Here is a 26,162-nt window from a genome sequence, read left to right as displayed (position 1 = left end):
GTTACCCCAGTAGGCTAGTGTCCTGCTTGTGGACAAGAAGCATGCTCGACGTATTGCCGAGGATGCGGTCGTTCGAGATCATCAGCTGTGCGGAATGGGCGTCGCGCAGATGGCGTCCCAGGCTGAAGGGCGTGCCGTTCTTGTAGCCCATGATGCCGCAGATCAGCATGGCGTGGTTGACGATCTCCAGGATCGTCTCGGACGAGGCGATCTTGACGTTGTTCATCGCCACGGCAAAGCCCATCGACGACAGCCTGTCGGGATCGGCCTTGGCATGTTCATAGGCCTTGAGGCCGGCAACCACGTTGGATTTCACCATCTGCAGCAGGTTCGACACCTCGGCCAGGCGCAGCGCACCCGGCGGCTGGGCATCCGGCGCCTTGCGGGCAGCGGCGCGCACGAAGGCCTGGGCGCGAGCGACGGCGTCGACCGCAATGCCGTACCAGACACCGCTCCAAAGCAGATGCGAGGAGGCGAGCATGGACTGCGCCGCGATTTCGGCAAAAGGCTTCGGCAGGATCTGCTCTGCCGGCGCTTGTCCCTTGAACAGGAAGCCGTCGGAGCAGGTGCCGCGCATGCCGAGCGTGTTCCAGACGTGCGTTTTCTCGAGCGTGTACTGGTCCTTGAGGAAGGCCGTCAGCACCTGATCGGAGGAAGCCGCCTGGACATGCGCACGCGAGGTGATGAGAATGGCGTCGGCATGCGAGCCGTAGGAAATGACGGTGGCATCCTTTTCGAGGCGGCAGCTATCGCCATCGACCTCAACTGCGCAAATACTGTTGCGCAGGTTTCCGCCGATCCCACCCTCGGTGGTGGCGGAGGCGATCAGCAGCTGCTCGGCAGCAATGCGGCGCATGAAATGGCAATGCCATTGGCTGTCGGCGCCGTGTTCGACAAGGCTCGACAGCTTGATGTGGTGCATGGCAAAGACCATGGCGCTCGCCGCGCAGGCCTGGCCGAGCATCGAGCACAATTCGGCGATCTCGGTGATCGAGGCCGATTCACCGCCGAGATGGTGCGGCACCTGGATGCCGAGCAGCCTCTCGGCCTTCATGGCATCCACGGCTTCCTGTGGGAAACGGCCCTCGGCGTCGACGGCATCGGCATGTTTGGCCGCGATTTCGGCGACACGAGCCACCTTAGCGGCAAGACCGTCCTGCATGATCTTGACGGGGAAGTTCATCAGGCGACCTTCCGGCCATCCTGGATGAGATCGACGGTTTTGGCGATCGCCGAGATGCTCGCGAAGGATTTGCGGTTCAGCAGATTGTCGGGAAATTCGATGTCGAACGCCTCTTCAATGCCGAGCATCAGCTGCACCGAAGCGAAGGACGTCAGACCTGCTGCATAAAGATCGGCATCGTCGGCGATCTGGTCGATCGACGTCGGAAGCTTGCCGAATTTGGCTACGAGGTCGCGGATTGTCTTATTCATCCCATCACTCCAAGATTCTCATGATCCCGAACCGGCGTTCATCGCCTTGTCATGAGCGTTCTTTTAGTGCGGAAAACAGAACATTCCGCTAATTTGTTGGGTTAAATATGATTAGCACTCACAGTTAGGATTTTAGCAATCGGCCCGGCTGGAGTAAAAATACCAATTCTTGATCAATAGTTTAATAGAGTTTCGGCAACGAGACTTGCGACGCTCTTCGACGCGACGAGTACAGAAATGACACGCAAAGCGCCATTTTGCGTCAACCGACGGGGGGATAGGAATGCTCGCCGCCGCGATAGTCCGAGACGGAGTAACAGCCGTCACCTGTTGCCCGGATAGCGCTTTCGCTGATGACGGCCTTGCCGTGGCCGCCGGGGATATCGAGGATATAGGCCGGCTGACAAAGCCCGGAAATCCGTCCGCGCAGCGCCGCGACGATCCGCTGCCCCTCCTCGATCGTCAATCTGAAATGGCCAGTGCCGGGCGCGAGATCCGGATGATGCAAATAATAGGGTTTGACGCGGATCTCGACGAAGGCCTTCATCAGATCGGCAAGCACGTCGGGATCGTCATTGACGCCCTTCAACAGCACCGACTGGCTGACCATGGCGATGCCGGCGTCGACCATGCGGGCGCAAGCCGCGCGCGCTTCGCTTGTCAGTTCCCGCGGATGGTTGGCGTGCAGCGCCACATAGACCGTCTTGCCGCTCGCCTTCAGCGCAGCGATCAGCGCCGCATCGATCTTTTCGGGATCGACGACCGGAACGCGGGTGTGGAAGCGTACGATTTTGACATGCGCGATTGCCGCCAGCGCCTCCATGATGTCGCGGAGCCGGCGTGCGGAAAGCACCAGCGGATCGCCGCCGGTTAGGATGACCTCCCAGATCTCCTGGTGGCCGGCTATGTAATCGAAGGCTTTCTGCATCGCCGCCGGATCGAGCGTACCGAGACCCTGAGGTCCGACCATTTCGCGGCGGAAGCAGAAGCGGCAATAGACCGGGCAGATATGCACGGCCTTGAGCAATACACGGTCGGGATAGCGGTGGACGATGCCTTCGACGGGGCTATGGGCATGGTCGCCGATCGGATCGGCGCGTTCCTCGGGCGCGACCGTCAGTTCGGCTGCGTCAGGCACGAATTGTCGCGCGATCGGATCATCAGGATCGGCGCGATCGATCAGCCTGGTTACAACGGGTGTCAGGGCGATCGCATAACGCGCGGCCACTTCGTCGAGCATTGCGCGATCGGCGGGCGAGGCCAGCCCTGCCTGTAGAAGATCATCGAGGCTCTTGAGCGGTTTGACGGCGTTCATCGCCCATACTCCGCAACCGGCGCCCAGAGCACCTGATCGATGCGCGAAGCCCCCGTCGCCAGCATGACCAGCCGGTCGAAACCGAGCGCAATGCCGCTTGCCTCGGGCATTGACGAAAGTGCCGCGAGGAAATCCTCGTCGATCGGGTAGGTCTCACCATAGACCCGCATCTTCTCGGCCATCTCGATCTCGAACCGCCGCTTCTGTTCGGCGGCGTTGGTGAGCTCGCCGAAGCCGTTGGCGAGCTCGACGCCGCAGGCATAGAGCTCGAAACGCTCGGCAACCCGCGGATCGCGGGCTGATGGGCGGGCAAGGGCCGCCTCCGAGACCGGATATTCGTCGAGAATGGTGATGCGGCCGAAGCCGAGATGCGGCTCGATCTTTTCGACCAGCACCCGGCTGAAGAGATCGGCCCAGCCGTCATCTTCGGCCACACGCATGCCGGCGCGCCTGAGCTCGGCGGCCAGATGTTCGCGATCGGTCGAACCGTCGGCGGCGACGGAGGCGAGAAGATCGATGCCGGCGTGGCGCTCGAACGCTTCGGCGACGCTCACCCGTTCCGGCCCGGCGAAAGGATCGCTCTCACGGCCGCGATAGCCAAGCCTGTCGGTCTTCGCCGTCTCGGCCGCAAGCGCCAGAATGCGCACGCAATCCATCATCAGGCTCTCGTAGCTTTCGCCGGCCCGATACCATTCGAGCATGGTGAATTCCGGGTGATGCAGCGGCCCGCGCTCGCGGTTGCGGTAGACATGGGCAAAACACGAAATGCGTTGCTCGCCGGCGGCGAGCAGCTTCTTGCAGGCGAATTCCGGCGAGGTGTGCAGATAAAACGGCGCTCTCTGCCCGTCCGTCGTTACCGCTTCCGTCGCAAAGGCATGCAGGTGCGCCTCGTTGCCCGGCGAGATCTGCAGCACCGCGGTATCCACCTCGATGAAATCCTCGCGCGCGAAAAACCCGCGCAATACAGCCTGGATCGCATTGCGCCCGATGAGGAAGGGGCGGCGATCGGCATGCACGGACGGGGTCCACCAGGGGGACGCTTTGGCCGAAGATTTCATTCCAAGCTTTCTTCGCCGGAGAAGCCGGTATGGGGGTGGCTATTTCCCGGATTTTAGGTTAGTTGCGCCCCCAAAGAAAAACATTTGCGTCTGCAGGGCGTTTCGACAGTCCTCTACGACGCCGAAAGCCGAGTTACAAGGAAGTCTTATGGTCAAGGTCATCGCCTCTTCGGTCCGCAAGGGCAACGTTCTCGATGTCGACGGCAAGCTCTACGTCGTTCTCACCGCCCAGAACTTTCATCCGGGCAAGGGCACGCCGGTCACCCAGGTCGACATGCGCCGCATCGTCGACGGCGTGAAGGTTTCCGAGCGCTGGCGCACCACCGAACAGGTCGAGCGCGCCTTCGTCGAAGACGTCTCCTTCCAGTATCTCTATGAAGACGGCGAAGGTTTCCACTTCATGAACCCGGCGACCTACGACCAGGTCGTGGTCGATGTCGAAACGATGGGCGACCAAAAGGCCTTCCTGCAGGAAGGCATGTCCTGCATCCTGTCGATCCATGAAGGCATTCCGCTGGCGCTGGAACTGCCGCGCCACGTGACCCTCGAAATCACCGAGACCGAACCGGTCGTCAAGGGCCAGACGGCGTCGTCCTCCTACAAGCCGGCCATGCTGTCGAACGGCGTGCGCACCATGGTGCCGCCGCACATCAATGCCGGCACCCGCGTCGTCATCGCGACCGAAGACAATTCCTACGTCGAGCGCGCCAAGGACTAATCCTGGTTGCATCTCGCGCAAAGGGCCGGCTCAGACCGGCCTTTTTTGTATCCGCGATATCAGAGATGCGGATTGCGCGGCCTGTACTTCTTCACCAGCTTCTGATTGATCTCGGCCGCCCCCGGCATGTTGGCGCTGAGATAGACCGGCGCATCGCCGGATTTGGAGAGCTCCGAGGCGACTTCGGCAAAGATCGCATTGATAACAGTCACCCCGACCGCCGTCGACACCGGCCCGACCCGGAGCCCCGTGCCTTCGAGGTCGAGAACGGCATCACCCGGCGGCAGCCCGTTGTCGAGCACGATATCGGCGACTTCTGCGAGCCGGCGGCGGCCATTGGCGATCGCTGCGGAATAGGCGATCGAGGTGATGGCGATCACCTTGGCGCCGATTTCATGCGCATAATCGGCGGCCTCGATCGGCGCGGCGTTCACGCCGGAATTCGAGGCAATGATAATGACGTCGCCCGGCTGCATGCCGTAACGCTCCAACATCGGCCGCACCAGACCTTGGGTACGTTCATAGACCGAGCTGATGACCGCTCCCTCGTGCAGCATGGCCGACCCGACAAGCACCGGTACAGTGAAAGCGAGCCCACCGGCGCGATAGTGCACCTCTTCCGCCAGCATATGTGAATGGCCGGTGCCGAAGACATAGACGCGCTTGTCGCCGCGGGCGGCATCGAGGATGACCGACGCTGCCTGCACCATCGGCTCGGCAAGTACCTGCTTCAGCGTCTCCAGCCGACCGATCAGATTGGAGAAATAGGCATCGGTGATATCAGTCATGCCAAGTCTCCTTGATGTCAGGCCGCTTCGCCGGCAAGCCAGGTGACGGTAACAGTCAGCGCATCGGTGAGATGGACGAGATCGGCGCGCGCGCCCGGCGAGAGATGGCCGCGATCGGCAAGTCTGAGGAAGCGGGCGGGATAGAGGGTCGCCATGCGCAACGCCTCGGCGAGCGTCAGATCGAGATAGGTGACGCCATAACGGATCGTCGAGATCATGTCGACGTCGGAACCGGCGAGCGTGCCATCGGACAGCACCAGCTTCGAGCAGAAGCCGCCCCTTTCACGCCGGACGGTGCGCCCGTTCAGCGTGAATGAATCCTTCTCAGATCCGACGAGCGACATCGCATCGGTGACGAAGAACAGTTTGCCTTCGCCCCGCTTGGCGCGCAAAGCGGTGCGCAAGGCCTTCGGATCGACGTGATGACCGTCGGCAATGATGCCGCACCAAGTGGAGGGATGATCGATCGCCGCGCCGACGAGGCCGGGGGCGCGATGTCCCATCTGGCTCATCGCGTTGAAGAGATGCGTGACGCCGCGCGCTCCGGCATCGAAACGTTCCGCCGCCGCCTCGCTCGAACAATCGGAATGGCCGATGCTGACGGTGACGCCGGCTTCGGCCAGTTCACGCACCTGGGCGACCGTCACCTGTTCGGCGGCAATAGTGACGAGCAGCGTGCCGATCGCCTCACGCGCACGGATGAAGGCCTTGACGTCGCGATCCTCCACCGGCCGCATCAATTCGGCCAGATGCGCGCCCTTGCGCGCCGGCGCCAGATGCGGGCCTTCGAGATGCAAACCGGCGACGCCGCGGTTCCCTCTGACAGCCTCGATCGCGGCCTCGATCGCGGCAATGGAGGCCTCTGCCGTATCCGTGATCAGCGTCGGCAGCAGCGACGTCGTGCCATAGGGCCGATGCCCCTGTGCGATGATCTCCATCGAGGCGACTGATGGTTCGTCGTTCAGCATCCGCCCGCCGCCGCCGTTGACCTGCGCATCGATGAAGCCGGCCGAAAGCACGCCGCCGGCAAGCGTCACCGTCTCGGCGTCCGGCAGATCGTTTCCAGCGGCGATCGCTTCGACCCGGCCGTCGGCAACGATCAGCGCCTTGTCGTCATGAAAGCGCTCGCCGTCGAAGATACGGGCGCCGATGAAGATCTTGCGGGCCATCAGACCGTCTCCGTCACCTTGAGCAGGTTTGCCGGCTTGTCCGGATCGAAGCCCTTGCGGCGTGTTACCGACTCGATCAGCCGGTAATAGACGAGCAGCGACACCAGCGGATCGACGAGACCGTTGCCCGTCGTCGGCACCCGCAGATTGAGGCCAGAGAGCGGCTGCGTGGAGAAACCGACGGTGGTGGCGCCGAGTTTCTGCAGGCGCTCCAGCGCCTGGCCGTTATTGGCGAAGGCCGCGTCGTCGGGCGCAAAGGCGACGATCGGGAAACCCGGCTGCACCAGGCGCATCGGACCGTGCATCAGTTCCGCCAGCGAGAAAGCTTCTGCATGCAGGCCGGCGGTTTCCTTGGCCTTCAAAGCCGCTTCGAGCGCGATCGCGAAGGCCGGGCCGCGGCCGGCCGTATAGAGCGAGGTCGCGTTGAAGAGCACCTCTTCGGCTGCCGCCGTATCGATCCCGGCGGTGGCCGAAAGCGCCTCCGGCAGCTTGACGAGCGCTGTCTGCAGGTCGAACGCGCCGCCGATCGCAGCCGTGACGCCGGCAAGAGCGGCAACGGAAGCGATGAAGGACTTCGTTGCCGCAACGCTCCTTTCGGCGCCGGCATTAAGGCCGAGAACGATATCGGCCTGTTTTGCGAGCGGGCTGTCGGTGACGTTGACGACGGCGATCGTCGTCGCCCCGCCCTTCTTGGCCGCCTCTTGCAGCGCCACGATATCGGGGCTGGCACCCGATTGCGAGACAGTGAAATGCACGCCGCCCTTCAGATGGAGCGCGGCGCCGTAGACGGAAGCGATCGACGGACCGACCGAGGCGACCGGAACGCCGCAGGTGATCTCGAAGAGATATTTGAAGAAGGTGGCGGCGTGATCCGAAGAGCCGCGCGCCGCCGTCGTCACCACGCTCGGGCGGGCGGACGAAAACAGCCGGGCGATCTCGGCAAAGATGGGCTTTTCCTTTTCGAGAAGTGTGGCCACCACCTCCGGCGACTGGCCGGCTTCCTGCAGCATCAGCGACTGGTTCTCACTCATAGGTCATCTCCGATTCTCAATTCGGCAACGAAATCATAGGCATCGCCGCGATAATGCGAGCGGGTGTATTCGACGACGCGCTGGTCTTCCAGGCGCGAGACACGTTCGATCAGAAGCGCCGGCGCGCCAGCCTTGACGTTCAGGATCGCGGCGGAGGACGGGTCGAGGGTGACCGCGGTCAGCCGCTGCAGCGCCCGCACCGGCCTGTGGCCGTTGGCCGCCAGCGCGTCGTAAAGCGATCCTTCGCCGCCGGCATCGTCGCCCAGGAACTTGATCGGCACCACGGCGCGCTCAATCGCCAGCGGCAGGCCGTCGGCTAGACGCAGGCGGTCGAGCCGCAGAACCGGCTCGTCGCCACCGAGGCCGAGCAGGAAGGATTCCTCCGGCGACGGCGTGTTGACCGACCGCGACAAGATTCGTGCGGCCGGCAGCCGCCCGCGCGAGCGCATGTCGGCGGAGAAGGAGGAAAGCCGCCAGAGCGACTGTTCCATGCGCTCCACTCTGCTCGATACGAAAGTACCGCTTCCGTGGCGCGATTCCAGTACGCCCGACGCCATCAGGTCGCGATAGGCGGTGCGCACGGTGACGCGCCCGAGCTTCAAGGCCTCGGCAAGGTCGCGCTCGCCCGGAAGCGCGGTGCCGGGCTTCAGCAGGCCTTCCTGCACAAGGCCGGTCAGGGCCTGCGCCAGCCGCTTGTAGAGCGGCCCGGTCAGGCCCGCGTCACGCAGACCGCGGCTATTCAGTTCCCCTATCAGACTGGTTCTATCCATGGGCAGGCAATAGAACCTATTTAGAACCAATCGGCAAGACGCAATCGGATGCCAATAGAAAAAACCCTCCCCGGCGAGTGTCCGGAGAGGGTTTCATAGCGCTCAAATTTGACAGGCGTTCGTCCGGCGGACGCTCAGCTCTTGGTAAAGATATAATCCGTCTCCTGGCGCAGCACTTCGCCGGGGCGCAGCACCGCATTCGGGAAACCTTGGTGATTGATGGCATCCGGCCAGACCTGCGTTTCCAGGCAGAAGCCGGCGAAGGGGCCGTATTTGCGCCCACCGAGGCCGGGCGCCCCGGTATTCAGCTTGAAACCGGCATAGAACTGCACGCCCGGCTCGGTGCTGCGCACTTCAAGCGACACACCGGAATAAAGGCTGCGGGCGAGCGCGACGCTGCGCTTGGCGGTGCGTTCGGCTGACAGGCAGAAGTTATGGTCGTACAGCACCTGTTCGCTGCCGGCGAAACGCTTCATCGGCGTCATTTCGCGCAGGTCGAATTCCGTGCCGGCAACGGAACGGATCTCGCCGGTCGGCACCTGCCTCTCATCGGTCGGCAGATAATGATCGGCGGCGATCATGATGTCGTGGCCCAGCGCATCCTCGCGGCCGTCGAGATTGAAATAGGCGTGCTGGCAGACATTGGCGAGCGTCGGCTGATCGCTGGTCGATTCGTAGGTCACCGACAGTTCGCCGTTGCCGTGCACCCAGAAGGTTGCCTGGATGGTGCAATTGCCGGGATAGCCGGCGCGGCCATCGGGATCGACGATTTTCAGCACCACGCGGTCGACGGCATGCTCGACGATCGTCCAGTTGCGTTTGGCGATATTGTCGCTGCCACCATGCAGATGCGTGACGCCGTTTTCGTTCGGCTCGAGCTGATAGGCCTTGCCGTCGAGGGTGAATTTGCCGCCGCCGATCCGGTTGGCGCAGCGGCCGGGTGTGGCGCCAAAATAGGCGGAATAGAGCGGATAGCTGTCGAATTCCTCAAACCCGAGCGAGAGCGGCGCGTCATGTCCCTCAAGACGCAGATCCTGGATGACCGCGCCCCAGCTGATGATTTTGGCCGTGAGCCCGCCGCCCTTGATGACCACACGATAGACGGTTTCCCCCGCCTTCGTCTGCCCGAAAACTTCCCGCTCCAACTTCTCCGACATGATCGACATCCGTTCCGTTCTATCCTTGGGGTTCAGGACCGGAACCTGCCCGCATTTGCTTCAATCCGCAACCGGTCGGATCAGAAAGAAATGCCGCGGCATCCGCTCATCCGCTCAGAGATCCATGCCGATCTCTTCGACGTCATAGGGCGTCGTCTGGTAGATTTCGTTGATCCAGTTGCCGAACAGGAGATGGGCGTGGCTGCGCCAGCGGTTCTGCGGCGCAAGCGCCGGGTCGTTATGCGGGAAGTAATTGTGCGGCATCTTGATCGGCACGCCGGCCTCGACATCACGGAAATACTCGTCAGAGAGCGAGGTGGAATCATATTCGACATGATTGAACATGTAGAGCCGCCGGCCCCTTTTCTCATGCACGAGGCAGACGCCCATCTCGCTCGATTCCATCAGGATTTCCAGGCTTTCGGATTTCTCGATGTCGGCGCGCCGCACCTCCGTCCAGCGCGACACCGGCACTTCGAAATTATCGGAAAAGCCGTTGAGATAGATCGAGGAAGGCTTCAGGTTCCGGTGGCGGTAGACACCGAAGGCCTTCTCCTTCAGTTCGTATTTCGGAACGCCGTGGAAATGATAGATCGCCGCCATCGCGCCCCAGCAGACGTTCATCGTCGAATGGACGTTGGTTTCCGTCCAGTCGAGGATCTCCTGCATCTCTTTCCAATAGGTGACGTCCTCATACGGCAGAAGCTCGATCGGCGCCCCGGTGATGATGAAACCGTCGAACTTGCGCTGCTTTACCTCTTCCCAGGTCTGGTAGAAGGCAAGCAGGTGATCTTCGGAGGTGTTCTTCGCCTTGTGCCCGCCGATGCGGATCAGCGACAGCTCCACCTGCAGCGGCGAGGCGCCGACCAGGCGGGCCATCTGCAGTTCGGTCTTGATCTTGTTCGGCATGAGATTGAGCAGCCCGATCTGCAATGGGCGAATATCCTGACGGATCGCCACCGTCTCGGTCATTACCCGTACACCCTCCTGGACGAGGGTTTCGAAAGCGGGCAGCGTATCGGGGATCTTGATGGGCATTGCGGTCACTCGATCAAAATAAAAAACCGGCGGCGACAAAAAATCGCTACCGGTCCGCACGCGGCCCTTTAGCGACTTTTTTAACGTGGCTGCAAGCCGGCCGGCCAAATCACCACGGAATGCCTTAATTAGTCGCTGTTGAGCGACGAATCAACTGCCGAATGCATGCGGCGGCGACTCAGGCAAGCCTCATCACAGTTTAATGACTGATAGAATCTGTTGATAGACCGATAACGCCAGCATGTTAATAATGACAGCATGGGCGGTGTTGGAAAAGCGTGATGGCAGATAAGACCAAGGGGAGGCCGGGGATCCGGAGGCAGGATGGAGTAGGGTATGATTTCAGCCTGACATATCGCCTCGGGGTGATGTTCTCTGCATTCTGGAATTCTGAAGTGCGTGGCAAGGTGCTGTTTCTGGCAACCGTGCTGATCCTTGTCATCCTGGCGACGGCCTATGGCCAAGTCATTCTCAATGAATGGAACGCTCCCTTCTACGATTCGCTCGAGCGCCGCGATCTCGGCGAATTCTTCCATCAGCTTGAAATCTTCGCAATGATCGCCGGCACGCTGCTGCTGCTCAATGTGTTGCAGGCCTGGCTGAACCAGATGACCGCGCTTTATATGCGAGAAGGCCTGTCGCGCGATCTTGTCGACCAGTGGCTGAAGCGCAAGCGGGCGCTGCGGCTCGCCTCCAGCGGTCTGATCGGTGTGAATCCGGATCAGCGTCTGCATGAGGATTCCCGCAACCTTGCCGAAAGCACGACGGGGCTCGTTCTCGGCCTGCTGCAGTCGACCATTCTTCTCGTCAGCTTCATCGGCGTGCTGTGGCAGCTTTCGAGCGGCTTCATCTTCCATATCAGCGGCCACAGCTTCTCCATTCCCGGTTACATGGTCTGGGCGGCGATTTTCTATGCCGCTTCCGCCTCGGTGCTGAGCCAGGTCGTCGGCCGCAAGCTGGTCAAGCTCAATGCCGACCGCTTCTCGAAGGAGGCCGAGCTTCGTTTCACGCTGATGCATGCCAATGAGAACATGCCGGCGATCACCGTTGCCCGCGGCGAGGAGAATGAACGCCGGCGCATCAACACCGACATCAGCTCGGTGCTGAGGGTCGTCAGGCGGCTCGCCATGGCCAATACCAATCTCACCTGGGTTTCGGCCGGCTACGGCTGGCTGGTGATCGTCATCCCGATCATCGTCGCGGCACCCGCCTATTTCTCCGGCGGCCTGACCCTCGGCCAGCTGATGATGTCGGTCGGCGCCTTCAACCAGGTCAATACGGCGCTGCGCTGGTACGTCGCCAATTTCGGCCCGATCGCCGAATGGCGCGCTACACTGATGCGCGTCACCGATTTTCGCCAGGCGCTGCTCGACATGGACGAGGACTACGACCCGAAGGACAGTATTGCCTATGAGAACACCGCGACCGACACACTGACGCTGAAGGATGTGGTGATCAACGCCAAAATCGGCGAAGACATCGAGGAATGCGGCGGTTTTCGCCTGCGCGAAACCGATGTCGTGGTCAAGGCCGGCGAGAAAATCATGATCAACGGCGATCACAGCGTCAACCGCAAGCTGCTGTTTCAGGCCATGGCCGGCCTCTGGCCATGCGGCAGCGGCACGATGGGGCTGCCGCCGGTCGACGACATGCTGTTCGTGCCCCAGATCGCCTATGTTCCGGGCGGCACCCTGCGCGAAGCCCTGGCTTTCCCCGAACGCGCCGATGCCTACGAGAAGGCGGCCGTCGAGGCCGCCCTCGAAAGAGCCGGCCTGCATTCGCTGATCACAAGACTCGATACTCGCGCCCGCTGGGACAAGCTGCTCGACAGCGACGAACAGAAGGCGATCGGCTTCGCCCGCCTGCTGCTCGTGCGCCCGCGCTGGATCGTCTTCGACGAAGTGCTGGAAGGCATGGAGCCGGAGTGGCAGGCAACGATGGCAAAGCTGCTGACCTCCATGCCCGAAACCGGCATGATCTATATCGGACGCTCCGAAGCCTATCTTGAGGCGCTGCAGCCGCGCGTCCTGCATCTGCAGGCGCTGCCTTCAAAATCCGAAGAGCCGCAGCCGAAGGTCGCCCAGACGGGCGCCAGGGCCAGTGCGGGCGCCGCCGCCGTCCCCGCCGACATCCCCTCCCCGGCGCTTTAGGTCGCCCTGGCAGGACCGCTGGTTACACGAGCGATTGAGTTGTGAAAGTCAGCCCTCCAGCTCTTCTCGCAGCATTTCGAGCTGCAGCCACTCCTCTTCCATGGCAGTCAGACCGGCGCGCAGTTTCTCCATCTCGGCCGCAAGCCGGTTGAAGGCAGCCGGATCGCGCGTGAAGAGATTGGGATCGGCCATGACGAGCTCGCGCTTAGCGATCTCGGCTTCCGCTTTCGACATCTCCTTCGGCAGGTTTTCCAGCGCGAATTTCTGCTTGAAGGAGAGCTTGCCCTTCGCGCCTGCGGCGGCAGGCGCCGTCTCCTGCACCTTTGGCTTCTCCGCTGCCTTTTCGGCCTTCTTGCGCTCCTCGAGCGCGCCCTTGCGCTGGGCAAGCATATCCGAATAGCCGCCGGCATATTCGATCCAGCGGCCATCAGGCGCATCCGGCACGGCGGGTGCGATCGTCGAGGTCACGGTGCGGTCGAGGAAATTGCGGTCGTGACTGACGAGAATGACGGTGCCGGGGAAGCCGGCGACGATTTCCTGCAGGAGGTCGAGCGTCTCGATGTCGAGATCGTTTGTGGGTTCGTCGAGGATCAGCAGATTTGCCGGGCGCGACAGTATGCGGGCCAGCATCAGCCGGGCGCGCTCACCGCCAGAGAGACTCCTGATCGGCGTCCGCGCCTGTTCCGGCTGAAACAGGAACTCCTTCATGTAGCCGGTGACGTGCCGCTGCTCGCCGTTGACGATCAGGTTTTCGCCACGCCCATCCGTCAGGTAGTTTGCAAGCGTATCCTCCGGATCGAGATCCTCTCGCTTCTGGTCGAGTGTGGCAATCTCCAGATTGGTGCCGAGCTTTATCGTGCCGCTATCCGGAGAGAGCTGCCCCGTCAGCATTTTCAACAGCGTCGTCTTGCCGGCGCCGTTCGGGCCGACCAAGCCGATGCAATCGCCGCGATGCACGCGGATGGAGAAGGGCGCAACGATGGCGCGCTCGCCGAAACTCTTGGTGATCTTATCGGCCTCGATCACCAGCTTGCCGGATTCCTGCGCGTCTGCAGCCGTCGCCTGCACCGTGCCCTGCGGTCCCTTATGGCCGCGATACTGCGAACGCATCGTCTGCAACTCGCCGAGCCGGCGCATATTGCGCTTGCGCCGCGCCGTCACGCCGTAGCGCAGCCAATGCTCCTCGCGCTCGATCGCCTTGCCGAGCTTGTGCTGCTCCAACTCCTCGGCCTCCAATACCTGGTCGCGCCAGGCCTCGAAATGCGCAAACCCCCTGTCGAGCCGGCGCGAGGTGCCGCGGTCAAGCCAGACGGTCGCGGTCGAAACCTTTTCCAGGAAACGCCGGTCGTGTGAGATCAGCACCAGGGCGCTGCGGCTTTTCTGCAACTCGCCTTCCAGCCATTCGATCGTCGGCAGATCGAGATGGTTGGTCGGCTCGTCGAGAAGGAGAATATCGGGTTCCGGCGCCAGTACGCGCGCCAGGGCTGCCCGGCGCGATTCGCCGCCGGAGAGGGTTTTCGGGTCTTCCTCGCCGGTCAGTCCGAGATGCGACAGCAGATAGGTAACGCGATAAGGGTCGTCACCCGGTCCGAGCCCGGCCTCGGCATAGGCCTGCACCGTCTTGAATTCCGCAAAATCCGGCGCCTGTTCGAGATAACGCACCGTCGAAGAGGGATGGCGGAAGAGCTCGCCGGACTGCGCCTCGACCAGGCCGGCGGCAATCTTCAGGAGCGTCGATTTTCCCGAGCCGTTGCGGCCGACCAGACAGATCTTGTCGCCGGGCTCGACCTGCAGCGAAGCACCCGCCAGAAGCGGCGCGCCACCGAAGCTCAAAAAGATGTCGTCGAGTTTCAGAATGGGAGGGGCCAAAAATCAGACTCCGGAAAGATCATAAGGTCGGGCAAGCACGATCGCCCGGCCGCTGCTGAGCGAAAAACGAACCTTGCCTTCCGCCACGTTGGAAATGGTGCGCGACGAGCCGAAAGGCAGATGGAAATCTGTCAGCGGATAACGCGCATTCTCAATCGAAAGGCCGGTCAGCGGGCCGAATCCGGGCACGGAAAACAGGCTGCCTTTGGGGAGATCGAGTTCGATCGTGCCGGCAATCAGCGGCACCGCCTCCTCCTTGCCCGAGGTCAGCAGCATGTCGAAACCCTCTTCCGCCAGGCTGACGGCCGACAACAGGTGCTGAAGGGCATGATCGGAGCGTTCGCCGCCGAGCGCGCCGGCGAGGATCAGCCGCCGTGCACCGCGGGCGATCGCTTCCGATACCGCGATCTCGCCGTCCGTTGCCGCTTTTGCCGCCGGGTAGGGCTGTCTCGGCACATTGGGAAACGCCCCGTCGAGATCGGCCGGCGTCGAATCGAAATCGCCGACCCAGAGCTCCGGCGTCACGCCGAGTGCGGCCGCGTGCCGCATGCCACCATCGGCTGCGATGAAGCGGCTGCCGCCGATCGCACGGCGCAGACGCTCCGTCAGGCTGAGTTCGCCGCCGAGCAGAATGGTGAAGTTGGATTGGCTCATCGGCATTGCCCTTAGCGCAAACGGGGGGTCGAGGGGAAGGGCCGAAGGATCGGCGGATCACCTCAACCCGGCGTATCCTTGTCACGCGACAGGAAGATCGCCTCGTAGCCGCCGATAAAACGATCGAACAGCGTCGCGAAACGTTCGACATCCTCTTCAGGCCAGTCGGAGACGATCTGAGAGATGATTGCGAATTTCTGCGCACGGATCTCCGCAAGCAGGGCCTCGCCCGCCGTCGTCATGACGACAACGATCCGCCGCGCATCGGCTTGCGACGCCTCGCGGCGCAGCACGTTGCGTCCGACCATGTCGGCGACCACCCTGCTTGCCCGTGAGGGATCGATGCGCAGCATCTCCGCGATCAGGCCGACCGTGACCTCGCCGGCAGGTTGCGCCCTGCGCACAGCATCGAGCACATCGAGATGCGAAAGCTCGAGGCCCGGTGCGGCGCTTTGGATGGCCAACCGGCCGATCAGCCGCCGCCCTGTCAGCAGCCGCATGCGCGCCATGCTCCGGCCGATGAGAGGCACGTTGTCGTCGTCTGGCTCGGCCGGGCTGTTGGACAGGATGCTGCTCAGAGTTTCATTCATGACGACACCATAACAGAGCGGCAGCGGAAACTGAATATGTCGAGGTCAATAATGTGCTATTGACAAATATATGCTAACAGCACATAAAAAGCCGACCAATCGGAACGACGCATCCATGGACATGCAACTCGCGCCTGCGCCGCTGGTGACGGACCCTCGTCGCCGGCTTATCCTCTTCTTCTTCCTGATGACCGCCATGTTCATGGCGACGCTGGATAATCAGATCGTCTCCACGGCGCTGCCGACGATCGTCGGCGAATTCGGCCATCTCGAACGTTTCGGCTGGATCGGCTCGGCCTATCTTCTGGCGCTCAGCGCCGTCATGCCGCTCTATGGCAAGCTCGGCGATCTCTTCGGCCGCAAATATGTAATGATGACGGCGATCGCAATCTTCACCGTCGGCTCGGCGGTCTGCGGCCTCGCCGTCTCGATGGACACGCTGATCGCTGCCCGCGTGCTGCAGGGCCTCGGCGGCGGCGGCATCATGGTATCGATCTTCGCCGTTAACGCCGATCTGTTCGAGCCGCGCGAGCGGGCGCGCTATCAAAGCTATTCCAGCCTCGTGCTGATGGCGTCGGGCGCGATCGGTCCGGTGCTCGGCGGCACGATGAGCGATCTCTTCGGCTGGCGCTCGATCTTCCTCGTCAACGTGCCGATCGGCTTCATCGCGCTGACCGGCTTGGCCTTCATGCTGCCCTACCGCAAACCGCATCGCCGTCCCAAGATCGATTATGCCGGCGCGCTGCTGCTTGCGCTGACGACCACGAGCGTCGTGCTAGCCACCGATAGCAGCGAATTGTTCGGCGCATTGATTTCGCCCGAGAGTATCGGCGTCGTCGCCTTCGGCATCGTTTGCGCCGTCGCCTGGGTTTTGGTCGAACGTCGCGCACCCGAGCCGATCGTGCCGCTGCAGCTCTTCCGCAATTCGACCTTCAGCCTGCTGCTGATCATCTCGATCACGGGCGGCGCCATCGCCATCGGCATGGTCAATTACTTCGCTCTCTTCCTGCAGACGACGACGGGTCTTTCGCCCTCCGCCGCCGGCCTTTTCTTTATCCTCCTCACAGGCGGCCTCGTCTGCGGATCGCTGTCGGCAGGCAGCATCATCTCCAGGACGGGACGTTACAAACCTTTCGCCATCGCAAGTCTCACCTGCAGCGCCGTCGCCTTCGCGCTGATGTCGCAGATCCAGGCCGGAACGCCGATCGCCTTCATCGGCGCGATCATGCTGCTGCACGGAATCGGCATCGGCCTTGCCCAGCAGGTTCCAGTTATCGGCGTGCAGAATGCCGCGCCCGCCCGCGACGTCGGCGCAGCAACCGGTTCGGTGACCCTATCGCGCATGGGTGGCGCTTCGATCGCCATTTCCATCTACGGCGCCGTCATCGCCTCCGGTCTCGGCAAGGCCGGCGTTCCCATTGCCGGTGTTGCCGATATCGAACAGCTGACGCCGAAGATGATGGCCGCTCTTCCCGAAGCGAGCCGCCAGGCTGTCGCCGATCTCTATGCCGCCGCCTTCTCGCCGCTGTTCATGACCTCCTGCGCCATTGCCCTGATCGGCCTTGCCGCCGCCGTGATGCTGAAGCCCGTGCAGCTGCCGCGCGCCGGCGAGATGAAGCAGCCGCAACCTGCCACGGCGGAAGCGGCGGAATAGCCGATCGCAAAATGGAAGTCGCCACATCAGACGATCTCTCCTCAGATCACTATCGATAGTTGCGAGTTTCGCGTGCTGCGGCTGTTTCCGCCGTGATTGCCTCAATCACCCCGTTCTTTTTTCGCGCCGCCGGCATATCTGCGCCTTATGACGGAACTTTCGCCATAATTTCATCCGAGCGAAGGAGGCCTCGACGACTGAGGCATTGCCAAAATGCAACGGCGCCACATTTAAACAGAGTCTCGCTATGCAACCGATGCGGAAATCAGTTACAGCAACGACTTGTATCGGCCTAGCGTGCAGCGCGAGATCAGGGGTGCGCACCTGTTAAGTTCCCCTTGCCAAGGCCGGTCCCGATCTGCGGCAAACCGGCAAAGCAGCGACATGATGCGGAGAACCAGACTGGACAGCTTGACGACGTGGAAATCGCCCGCGCTTTCCAGTGATGCCATCTGCGCGCCGCGCCGTTTCGTGCGTCGCCTGATGCTGCTTTCAGCCATCGCAATGGCGCTGAACGGGTGTCAATCGCTGATCGAACAATCCTATCAGCCGAGCATCTCGCCGTCCTCCAATCCGCAGATCGTTGACGAGGTGCAGAAGAACGACCCGCGTGCGGCGATGGGCGCCCGTGAACATCCGCGCATCGTGGCAAGCTATGGCGGCGAATATAAGGATGCCAAGACCGAGCGTCTCGTCGCCCGGATCGCCGGCGCGCTGACGGCAGTGTCGGAAAATCCGAGCCAGTCCTACCGCATCACCATCCTGAACTCGCCTGCTATCAACGCCTTTGCGCTGCCGGGCGGTTACCTCTACGTCACCCGCGGCCTGCTCGCCCTTGCCAACGATGCTTCCGAGGTCGCCGCCGTGCTGTCGCACGAAATGGGCCACGTGACGGCCAACCACGGCATAGAGCGGCAGAAGCGCGAAGAGGCGGAGGTCATCGCCAGCCGCGTCGTCGCCGAGGTGCTCTCCAGCGATATCGCCGGCAAACAGGCGCTGGCCCGCGGCAAGCTGCGGCTCGCCGCCTTTTCGCGCCAGCAGGAACTGCAGGCCGATGTCATCGGCGTGCGCATGCTCGGCGAAGCAGGCTATGATCCCTATGCCGCCGCCCGCTTCCTCGATTCCATGGCGGCGTACAGCCGCTTCATGTCGGTCGACCCGGAGGCCGACCAGAGCCTCGACTTTCTCTCGAGCCACCCGAATTCCGCCCAGCGTATCGAGCTTGCCCGCACTCATGCGCGGGCCTTCGGCCAGGAGGGTTCCGTTGGCGATAAGGGCCGCGATTATTATCTCGACGGCATAGACGGCCTGCTGTACGGCGACAGCCCGGAAGAAGGCTATGTGCGCGGCCAGACTTTCCTGCATGGCGGCCTCGGCATCCGTTTCGACGTGCCACCTGAATTTCACATCGACAACAAGGTCGAGGCGGTGATGGCGACCGGCCCGAACGACATCGCCGTCCGCTTCGATGGCGTCGCCGACAACCAGAACCAGAGCCTCACCAATTATATTTCCAGCGGCTGGGTGACCGGTCTCGACCCGTCGACCATCCAGCAGATCACCATCAACGGCATGGAAGCTGCCACCGCGCGCGCCAGCGCCGACCGCTGGGATTTCGATGTCACCGTGATCCGCAACAATACGCAGATCTTCCGTTTCCTCACCGCCGTGCCGAAAGGCAGCGACGCCCTGGAGCCGACGGCCAATGTTCTGCGGGCGAGTTTCCGGCGCATGACGCCGGCGGAAACGGCCTCGCTGAAGCCGCTGCGCATCCGTGTCGTCACGGTGCGGCCGGGCGAGAACATCTCGACGCTCTCTGCCCGCATGATGGGCACCGACCGCAAGCTCGATCTGTTCAAGCTCATCAATGCCCTGCCCATGGGCGCGGCCGTTTCACCCGGCGATCGCGTCAAGATCATTGCCGAGTAAAAAAAGCCCGGCTTGCGCCGGGCCAGTCTGTGCTGCTGGAGGGAATGAGGTTTGCGGCGCGCGTCTTTTCAGACGCGCAAAGGATGCTGTAAGCAGCCGGTCTATGCGTAGGCCGCCATATGCGGGTCGGCGCTCACCAGCGCGGTACGAAGTTTTTCCATCGCCCGGCTTTCGATCTGGCGCACACGCTCCTTGGAAATGCCGAGATCGGCACCGAGCTCTTCGAGCGTGGCGCCGTCTTCGGCCAGACGCCGGGCGCTGATGATCTTCATTTCGCGTTCGTTGAGATGTTTCAACGCCGAGGCGAGCCAGACCCGGCGGCGCTCGCCGTCGATCATATTGGAAACCTGTTCGTCGGGCAGCGGATCGTCGCTGACGAGAAAATCCATCTTCTCCGCGCTCTCAGCATCGCCGGAGACGGAAGGCGCCTGCAGCGAAGCGTCGTTGCCGGAAAGCCTGGCATCCATAGTCTGAACGTCGGCAAGGCTGACGCCCAGCGCCGCGGCAATTTCCTGATGGATGGATTGGAGCGTCAGTTGTGTGTCGCCCTTGGCGAGTTTGGCGCGCAGGCGACGCAGATTGAAGAACAGCGCCTTCTGCGCCGAACTTGTGCCGCCGCGCACGATCGACCAGTTGCGCAGGATATAGTCTTGAATCGACGCCCGGATCCACCAGCTCGCATAGGTCGAAAAGCGCACGTCGCGTTCCGGCTCGAAGCGGGCGGCGGCCTCCAGCAGCCCGACATAGCCCTCCTGTACGAGGTCGCTCATCGGCAGACCGAAATTGCGGAACTTGCCGGCCATGGAGATCACCAGGCGCATATGCGCCATGGCGATCTGGTTGCGCGCGCCGCGATCGTCATGATCCTTCCAGCGGGTGGCGAGATCGTGCTCTTCCTGGCGGGCGAGATAGGGGGCGGCCATCGCGATTTTGATCATGCGCCGATCTGCAGACATGTTCTTCATTTCGATCTCCCGAAACAGGCCTTCGCCCTCAAAATGAACAAAACAACTCACCTTCCGGAACATCGCTGTCCCGACTGAATGGGGTTCCGAATGCATGAAGGCCTCACCCCTGGACTTTTCAGGGGGAGGCCCTAATTTTCATCATGGGCCGCTAAGACGGCTGGGTTGGACCTGTTTTTTCATGTTGCCGAACGGGCAATATTGAAAAGGCATGATCCGCTCCTCACCGAACATTGACGGAATGGCAGTTCGCCCGACGAGCCAGGCTCGACGAGCAGTCCGCAATTACGTTTGATAAACGCGGCAGTCTGGAAAAAGTTCCAATAAAAAAACCCGGCACGAAGGCCGGGTTTTTTGACAGGAAAAATAGGGTCGCCTTATGCGGCTTCGTCCTGCGAGTCGTCTTCTTCGATGGCCTTGCCGCGCTTCGGACCCTTGTTGAGGTTGGTCTCGACAAGGCGGACGGCTTCGGTTTCCGACATCTTGTTGACGGCGGCGATTTCGCGCGCCATGCGGTCGAGCGCAGCCTCGTAGAGTTGGCGCTCGGAATAGGACTGCTCGGGCTGGTTTTCCGCACGATAAAGATCACGCACGACTTCAGCGATGGAAATCAGATCGCCGGAATTGATCTTGGCATCATATTCCTGAGCGCGGCGGGACCACATGGTGCGTTTGACGCGCGCCTTGCCCTGCACAACCTTCAATGCACGATCGACGAAATCCGTTTCCGAAAGCTTACGCATGCCAATGCTCATCGCCTTCGCGACCGGAACCTTCAAGCGCATCTTGTCCTTCTCGAAATCGATAACGAAAAGTTCGAGCTTCATGCCGGCAACTTCTTGCTCTTCGATAGCGGTGATGGTACCGACGCCATGTGCGGGGTAGACGATCGATTCACCGGTCTTGAAGCCGTGACGTGCTGTAGAAGGCTTTTTCTGCTGAGTCGTCATTCTATTCAAAAACTCCCTGTTACGCTTCCGGCGGCGGCCGGAGCCGGGTCAGTCAGGCCCGGGTGAGACGGTCGTATCCGTCGGGTGACTTCACTCTGGTCCCATCAGGCAAAAGCAAAGACTTCTTGCGCGCGATCTTGGGACCCGGCGCTCAAAGCGTTGATATGTCACGGAAACCGCGTACGGATTGGTTTTGCTTTCGTGATGGTTTTGGGCATGCGTTATGCCACAAATGGAACAGTAGGCGAAACCTATCATAAAAATATGAGGAAATCAATAATTTGCTTCGCCTGAGTCATGCGGGCAACACACATCACCCATATCAGACACGCAGGATTTAAAACGTTTCATCGCGTAAACGCCCGAATCCGGCGGTCGAGGCGGGCAGCCGTGTTAATCGCCGGAACCGGGTTTTTCGGAGAAATATTTCTCGAACTTTCCGGTCTGGCCATCCATCTCCTTGGCCTCCGGCAGCGGGTCCTTCTTGACCGTGATATTCGGCCAGATGGTGGCATATTCGGTGTTGATCTTCAGCCACTTGTCGAGGCCCGGCTCGGTATCCGGCTTGATCGCCTCGGCGGGACATTCGGGCTCGCAGACGCCGCAATCGATGCATTCGTCGGGATGGATGACGAGGAAATTCTCGCCTTCATAGAAGCAGTCGACGGGGCAGACTTCCACGCAGTCGGTGTATTTGCACTTGATGCAATTGTCGGTCACGACATAGGTCATGAAGAACTCCAGGATTTCCATGCGGATGGGGCCGGGCAACCTGGAACGTCGCGCCTATCCCCGTGCCGGACGAAGCGTGGACAGGCTTGGGAGGCAAGCACGCTTCCGGCAGGTTGTCAGTGACGTATCGGCTTTATCGCCGGAATTCAAGGATAAACGATCTGCAAAAGCCGCCGCCGCAGACAGAGTTTTCTAATCCTCGTCCGACATCAGCCTGTCGATCGCGCGTCTTTCCTTTTTGGTCGGACGGCCGGTCCCGGTGGCCCGGATCGCTTGCTCGTAGGGGGTGAGGCGTTTTGCCTCATCCGGCGGCGGCGATTGGTCATCATAGAGCAGGCGCGCCTCCTCGTAGGGGCCCCGCCGCTCGCCGGCGAGACGCACGATGAGCACGACGTCACGCCGTTCCAGCGTCAACTCAATGCGGTCGCCCGGCTTGACCATCTGACTCGGCTGGCTGCAGCGCTCGCCGTTGATGCGCACGTGCCCCGACTGGACATGGCTCTGCGCCAGCGAACGCGACTTCACCATGCGCGTGAAGAACAGCCACTTGTCGATGCGCTGGCGCGAACCGCCTACCGGCTGTGTCTCCCCGCCCATGACTACTTCTTCATCTGTTCCTTGAGAGCGGCGAGCTTGGCGAAGGGCGAATCCGGATCGATCGGCTTCTCCTTGCGTGGCGGCTTGGCCTCGAAGCGCAGCGGCTGTGCGCCGCGATTGTTGTTGCGATCGTTCCGGTCATTGCGTTCGCCGCGATCCTTGCGATCACCACGGTCCTGCCGGTCGCCGCGCGGCTGGTCCTTGCGCTCGCCGCCCCTGGCCTGCTGCGGCCGGCCATCGCGACCGCCGTCCTTGCCACGGTTGTTGCGGTTGTTGTCGCGTCCGTCGCCGCCGCGATTGCCCTCGCCGCCTTCGCCGCCGGGGCGGCGATTGCGCTCGCCGCGATCCTGGTTCTGGCCTCGATCGTGGCCCTGGCCACCGCGGCGTTCGCCATGGCCGCCACGCGCCTGGCGATGATTATCGTTGCGGCCACCGAGGCGCCACAGAAGAACCGGCTTCGGTTCCGCCGGTTCGCCGGTCTCCCCGGAATCAGCGGCTGTTTCCCCGGCGGCCGGAACCTCTGCCGAGGCTTCGGTCGCGGGGTTGCTTAGTGCCTCTGCCGCGGGGGCGTCGGTTGCGGCCGACTCGGCTGGGGATGGCTCGGAAACAGCCTCGTCTGCCGCCGCGTCGGCGTCGTCGTGATCAGCCTTTTCCACCGTTTCTTCCGCAGATGCCTCCACGGAGGCTGCGGGAGCCGAAGCGGCGTCCTGCGCGGCAAGATGAGCCGACGCCTCTTCCGCCTTCACGGCATCGGCGCGATAGCCGAGACCCTTGAGGATTTCTTCCATGTCCTCGAGCGTCGCGCCGAGGATTGACAGCATCGCCGTCGTCGTCGTGAAGCGGCGGCCGTCATAGGCGCCCTCCGGACGATTGTTCTGACCGGGCTTCCATTGCAGCAGCGGACGGATGATATCGGCAAGCCGCTCAAGAATGTCGATGCGCACCGCACGCTTGCCGAGGAAGCGGAAACCGGCGAGCTTGTAGAACATCCGCTCATAGCTCGGATCGGTCACGACGGAAGTACGGCCGGCGGCCAACACGGGAATGAGGTCACCGTAACCCGGCTTGTCCAGACCGTCGTTCTTCAACGCCCAGAGCAGCGTGATCAGTTCGGCCGGGGCCGGCTTCAGAAGTGCCGGGACGAAGATGTGATAGGCGCCGAAACGCACGCCGTAGCGGCGCATGGAGGCGCGGGCCTCCTGATCCAGCGACTTCACCTCCTCGGTCACGTCACGACGGAAGAGCACGCCGAGATTTTCGACGAGCTGGAAGGCAAGCCCCTTGGCCAGACCCTGCAGGTCCTCGGCGCGCGACAGATCGTCGAGCGGTTTCAGCACCGTGCTGATATGATGATTGACGAAGCGCTCGATGCGGGCGGCGACGTGATCGCGGGCATTGCCCGTCAACTGCTCGTCGGCCAGCAGGATCACCCGCGGGCGCATGACGTGATCGCTGCCCGAAAGCCGCGCCACCGGATCACCGAGCCAGCGGATCAACCCGTCCGAGCCGATCGCCAGATCGCTATTGCCGGCGGCATGCATCCGCGCCGCTCTGGCTTCGAATTCGAGCGCGAGCGCTTTTTGCGACGCAGCCTGAACCGCCTTGGCATCCGGTCCGTCCGTTCCCGCCACCGGCGTGAAACGGAATCCGCTCAACTGCCCTACATGATGTCCTTCAACGAAGACATCGCCATTCACACTGATTTCAGCTTCCAGCATCGCATTCTCTCTCAGGCGCTTCATGAGCACAGATGTCCTGCGATCAACAAAGCGTTTCGTCAACCTTTCATGTAACGCATCGGACAATCGATCTTCGATTTCCCGCGTCTTTTCCTGCCAATGTGTCGGATCGGTCAGCCAGCCGGGCCGATTCGACACATAGGTCCAGGTTCTTATCTGCGCGATTCGCGCCGAAAGCGTGTCAATTTCCCCATCTGTCCGATCGGAGCGATGAACCTGCTCCGCAAGGAATTGCTCATTCACCGTGCCATAGCGGACGAGATCGGAAAAGAGGGTCGCGATCAGATCGGCATGTTGTGCCGGAGTGATACGCCTGTAGTCGGGAAGTGCGCAAGCCTCCCAGAGTTTTTCGACGCGGGCCGGCCGGTCGGCGAGATCGATGACTTCGGGATAGCGTGACAGCTGCTCCAGCGCCTGCTGGTCGACCGCGGGCAGCGCCCGCGTCAGTCCGGCGACGCGCGGCCCCGCTTCGAGGCTGGCGCGCAGCGACTGGATTGAGGAGAAGTCCATCTCGGTCGTGCGCCATTGCAGGACTTTGACATTGTCGAATTCATGGCCTTCGATGCGCTGGACCAGCTCCTCGTCGAAGGGTGAGACCTGGCCGGTGACGCCGAAGGTGCCGTCGCGCACGTGCCGCCCGGCGCGGCCGGCGATCTGGCCGAGTTCACCCGGATTGAGGTTGCGGAACTGGTAGCCGTCGAATTTTCTGTCCTGGGCGAAAGCGACGTGATCGACATCGAGATTGAGGCCCATGCCGATTGCGTCGGTCGCCACCAGATATTCGACGTCGCCCGCCTGATAAAGCGCGACCTGCGCATTGCGAGTGCGCGGGCTGAGCGCGCCCAGCACGACCGCCGCGCCGCCACGCTGCCGGCGGATGAGCTCGGCGATGGCATAGACCTCGTCGGCCGAAAAAGCGACGATGGCGGAGCGCTGCGGCAGCCGGGTGATCTTCTTCTGCCCGGCATAGAAAAGATGCGAAAGCCGCGGCCGCTCGACGATGGTGATACCGGGCAGCAGCTGCTGCAGGATCGGCCGCATCGTTGCCGCGCCGAGCAGCAGCGTTTCCTCGCGGCCGCGAAGGTGCAGGATACGGTCGGTGAAGATATGGCCGCGCTCGAGATCGCCGGCGAGCTGCACCTCGTCGATCGCGACGAAGGCGGCCTTGGTGTCGCGCGGCATCGCTTCGACGGTACAGACCGAAAAACGTGCATTGGCCGGCGAAATCTTTTCCTCACCGGTGACCAGCGCCACGTTCTGCACACCGACCTTCTCCACCACCCGCGTATAGACCTCGCGCGCCAGCAGCCGCAGCGGCAGGCCGATCACGCCGGTCCCGTGTGCGACCATGCGCTCGATGGCATAGTGGGTCTTGCCGGTATTGGTTGGTCCGAGCATCGCGGTCACACCGCGCCCGCTCAGAATCATCGGCTGCGAAGTCAGAGTCATATTCCATGCAAACGAGGCAGGCGGCCCCAGGAAAACTGTCACCTCTCGACGGAGGCACAGAACACATGGACAGCTGTCGCCGCAAACGCAAGGGCAGATTTTAAAATGCTTCGGCGATTACGACCTTTGCGAGTCATCGGGAACGCCTGCATTTCCGATTCGGAACAGCCTAAGAACGAATCAGCGACGAATCGCTGACTCCCGCTGATTCAGCTTTTGTTCACGGCTAAGTATTGATTTTGAATCACTTTTTCCCACTAAATGCTGAATCACGAGACTCTGCCCTGTTCGCATTTGTTTCGCCTGCCGGCGATCTGCCGCCCCGCTTTTTGCCGCGCGAAATTCCACCCCAATTAATTTCTCGACCAAATCCGGAACGAATCGGAGACGAATCGCCGACCGGACC

At 62.0% G+C, this 26,162-nt stretch carries 22 protein-coding genes and 1 riboswitch; of the genes, 4 read left to right on the top strand and 18 right to left on the bottom strand.

All coding sequences use genetic code 11. The annotated features are described in order from the left end of the window. Nucleotide 1 precedes the first annotated feature (1 nt). From C4N04_RS21660 to epmA, 4 genes are all read right to left on the bottom strand, one after another. Entirely contained in the window at nucleotides 2–1,183 is a 1,182-nt protein-coding gene (locus tag C4N04_RS21660) for an acyl-CoA dehydrogenase family protein (RefSeq protein ID WP_106796996.1), read from the bottom strand. Further along, a complete protein-coding gene (locus tag C4N04_RS21655) occupies nucleotides 1,183–1,434 on the bottom strand; it encodes an acyl carrier protein (RefSeq protein WP_009992865.1) in 252 nt (83 codons plus the stop codon). Before C4N04_RS21655 ends, C4N04_RS21660 begins: the two co-directional genes overlap by 1 nt. A gap of 262 nt (nucleotides 1,435–1,696) precedes the next feature. Next, a complete protein-coding gene (locus tag C4N04_RS21650) occupies nucleotides 1,697–2,749 on the bottom strand; it encodes a lysine-2,3-aminomutase-like protein (RefSeq protein WP_106796995.1) in 1,053 nt (350 codons plus the stop codon). Further along, nucleotides 2,746–3,807 (bottom strand): EF-P lysine aminoacylase EpmA, encoded by a 1,062-nt coding sequence (gene epmA / locus C4N04_RS21645; protein WP_106796994.1) that lies wholly within the window; start codon nucleotides 3,805–3,807, stop codon nucleotides 2,746–2,748. The genes C4N04_RS21650 and epmA overlap by 4 nt, the downstream gene beginning before the upstream one ends. 148 nt (nucleotides 3,808–3,955) lie before the next feature. Between epmA and efp the strand changes: the two genes are divergently transcribed. Continuing rightward, nucleotides 3,956–4,525 carry an elongation factor P gene (gene efp / locus C4N04_RS21640; RefSeq protein WP_010031711.1) on the top strand — a complete coding sequence of 190 codons (570 nt, stop codon included), beginning with the start codon at nucleotides 3,956–3,958 and terminating at the stop codon, nucleotides 4,523–4,525. 59 nt (nucleotides 4,526–4,584) lie between these two features. Here the strand turns inward: efp and C4N04_RS21635 are convergent, their stop codons facing one another. The 6 genes from C4N04_RS21635 to metA all read right to left on the bottom strand — a co-directional run bounded on the left by C4N04_RS21635 (nucleotide 4,585) and on the right by metA (nucleotide 10,478). Next, nucleotides 4,585–5,313: an SIS domain-containing protein gene (locus C4N04_RS21635; protein ID WP_038691979.1), complete on the bottom strand. Its 729-nt coding sequence runs from the start codon at nucleotides 5,311–5,313 to the stop codon at nucleotides 4,585–4,587. 17 nt (nucleotides 5,314–5,330) lie between these two features. Beyond that, complete coding sequence (gene nagA, locus C4N04_RS21630; protein ID WP_009992956.1) at nucleotides 5,331–6,482, bottom strand: N-acetylglucosamine-6-phosphate deacetylase; 1,152 nt, start codon at nucleotides 6,480–6,482, stop codon at nucleotides 5,331–5,333. Continuing rightward, nucleotides 6,482–7,513 carry an SIS domain-containing protein gene (locus tag C4N04_RS21625; RefSeq protein ID WP_077992334.1) on the bottom strand — a complete coding sequence of 344 codons (1,032 nt, stop codon included), beginning with the start codon at nucleotides 7,511–7,513 and terminating at the stop codon, nucleotides 6,482–6,484. Before C4N04_RS21625 ends, nagA begins: the two co-directional genes overlap by 1 nt. Continuing rightward, the gene (locus tag C4N04_RS21620; RefSeq protein WP_077992328.1) at nucleotides 7,510–8,283 is read right to left on the bottom strand and encodes a GntR family transcriptional regulator; all 774 of its coding nucleotides are present in this window, start codon (nucleotides 8,281–8,283) and stop codon (nucleotides 7,510–7,512) included. Before C4N04_RS21620 ends, C4N04_RS21625 begins: the two co-directional genes overlap by 4 nt. Nucleotides 8,284–8,417: 134 nt before the next feature. Further along, a complete protein-coding gene (locus C4N04_RS21615) occupies nucleotides 8,418–9,440 on the bottom strand; it encodes an aldose epimerase family protein (RefSeq protein ID WP_077992457.1) in 1,023 nt (340 codons plus the stop codon). 114 nt (nucleotides 9,441–9,554) lie between these two features. Continuing rightward, complete coding sequence (metA, locus tag C4N04_RS21610; RefSeq protein WP_077992325.1) at nucleotides 9,555–10,478, bottom strand: homoserine O-succinyltransferase; 924 nt, start codon at nucleotides 10,476–10,478, stop codon at nucleotides 9,555–9,557. A 48-nt stretch (nucleotides 10,479–10,526) separates the two neighbouring features. Continuing rightward, nucleotides 10,527–10,604: riboswitch (SAM riboswitch) on the bottom strand. 155 nt (nucleotides 10,605–10,759) lie between these two features. Here metA and C4N04_RS21605 point away from each other — a divergent pair. Continuing rightward, nucleotides 10,760–12,628, top strand: coding sequence for an ABC transporter ATP-binding protein/permease (locus tag C4N04_RS21605; protein ID WP_106796993.1), 1,869 nt, complete (start codon nucleotides 10,760–10,762; stop codon nucleotides 12,626–12,628). A 48-nt stretch (nucleotides 12,629–12,676) separates the two neighbouring features. On the opposite strand, the gene C4N04_RS21600 is transcribed toward C4N04_RS21605, so the two are convergent. The 3 genes from C4N04_RS21600 to C4N04_RS21590 are packed head-to-tail and all read right to left on the bottom strand — an operon-like array spanning nucleotide 12,677 to nucleotide 15,741. Continuing rightward, the gene (locus tag C4N04_RS21600; RefSeq protein WP_106796992.1) at nucleotides 12,677–14,497 is read right to left on the bottom strand and encodes an ABC-F family ATP-binding cassette domain-containing protein; all 1,821 of its coding nucleotides are present in this window, start codon (nucleotides 14,495–14,497) and stop codon (nucleotides 12,677–12,679) included. A gap of 3 nt (nucleotides 14,498–14,500) precedes the next feature. Then, on the bottom strand, nucleotides 14,501–15,157 hold the full coding sequence (locus tag C4N04_RS21595; RefSeq protein WP_183597839.1) for a thiamine diphosphokinase: 657 nt from the start codon (nucleotides 15,155–15,157) through the stop codon (nucleotides 14,501–14,503). Nucleotides 15,158–15,213: 56 nt separating this feature from the next. Then, a complete protein-coding gene (locus C4N04_RS21590) occupies nucleotides 15,214–15,741 on the bottom strand; it encodes a MarR family winged helix-turn-helix transcriptional regulator (RefSeq protein WP_106796991.1) in 528 nt (175 codons plus the stop codon). Nucleotides 15,742–15,856: 115 nt separating this feature from the next. Here C4N04_RS21590 and C4N04_RS21585 point away from each other — a divergent pair, with 115 nt between their 5' ends. Together C4N04_RS21585 and C4N04_RS21580 are read left to right on the top strand one after the other, a co-directional pair. Further along, a complete protein-coding gene (locus C4N04_RS21585) occupies nucleotides 15,857–17,395 on the top strand; it encodes an MDR family MFS transporter (RefSeq protein ID WP_106796990.1) in 1,539 nt (512 codons plus the stop codon). 384 nt (nucleotides 17,396–17,779) lie between these two features. Further along, the gene (locus C4N04_RS21580; RefSeq protein WP_038691959.1) at nucleotides 17,780–19,324 is read left to right on the top strand and encodes a M48 family metalloprotease; all 1,545 of its coding nucleotides are present in this window, start codon (nucleotides 17,780–17,782) and stop codon (nucleotides 19,322–19,324) included. Nucleotides 19,325–19,425: 101 nt separating this feature from the next. On the opposite strand, the gene C4N04_RS21575 is transcribed toward C4N04_RS21580, so the two are convergent. From C4N04_RS21575 to C4N04_RS21555, 5 genes are all read right to left on the bottom strand, one after another. Then, entirely contained in the window at nucleotides 19,426–20,289 is an 864-nt protein-coding gene (locus C4N04_RS21575; protein WP_038692797.1) for an RNA polymerase factor sigma-32, read from the bottom strand. Between the two features lie 377 nt (nucleotides 20,290–20,666). Further along, entirely contained in the window at nucleotides 20,667–21,239 is a 573-nt protein-coding gene (locus C4N04_RS21570) for a CarD family transcriptional regulator (RefSeq protein WP_011427211.1), read from the bottom strand. A 393-nt stretch (nucleotides 21,240–21,632) separates the two neighbouring features. After that, nucleotides 21,633–21,971: a ferredoxin FdxA gene (fdxA, locus tag C4N04_RS21565; protein ID WP_038692796.1), complete on the bottom strand. Its 339-nt coding sequence runs from the start codon at nucleotides 21,969–21,971 to the stop codon at nucleotides 21,633–21,635. 192 nt (nucleotides 21,972–22,163) lie between these two features. After that, nucleotides 22,164–22,568 carry an RNA-binding S4 domain-containing protein gene (locus tag C4N04_RS21560; protein ID WP_106796989.1) on the bottom strand — a complete coding sequence of 135 codons (405 nt, stop codon included), beginning with the start codon at nucleotides 22,566–22,568 and terminating at the stop codon, nucleotides 22,164–22,166. A gap of 2 nt (nucleotides 22,569–22,570) precedes the next feature. Then, nucleotides 22,571–25,756 carry a helicase-related protein gene (locus tag C4N04_RS21555; RefSeq protein ID WP_106796988.1) on the bottom strand — a complete coding sequence of 1,062 codons (3,186 nt, stop codon included), beginning with the start codon at nucleotides 25,754–25,756 and terminating at the stop codon, nucleotides 22,571–22,573. Nucleotides 25,757–26,162 lie beyond the last annotated feature (406 nt).

The organism is Rhizobium sp. H4 (assembly GCF_003013335.1).
In the GTDB taxonomy this organism is placed as follows: Bacteria; Pseudomonadota; Alphaproteobacteria; order Rhizobiales; family Rhizobiaceae; genus Rhizobium; species Rhizobium sophoriradicis.
Note: the sequence above shows the minus strand (reverse complement) of the source record. Positions and strands in the feature narration are given on the sequence as shown.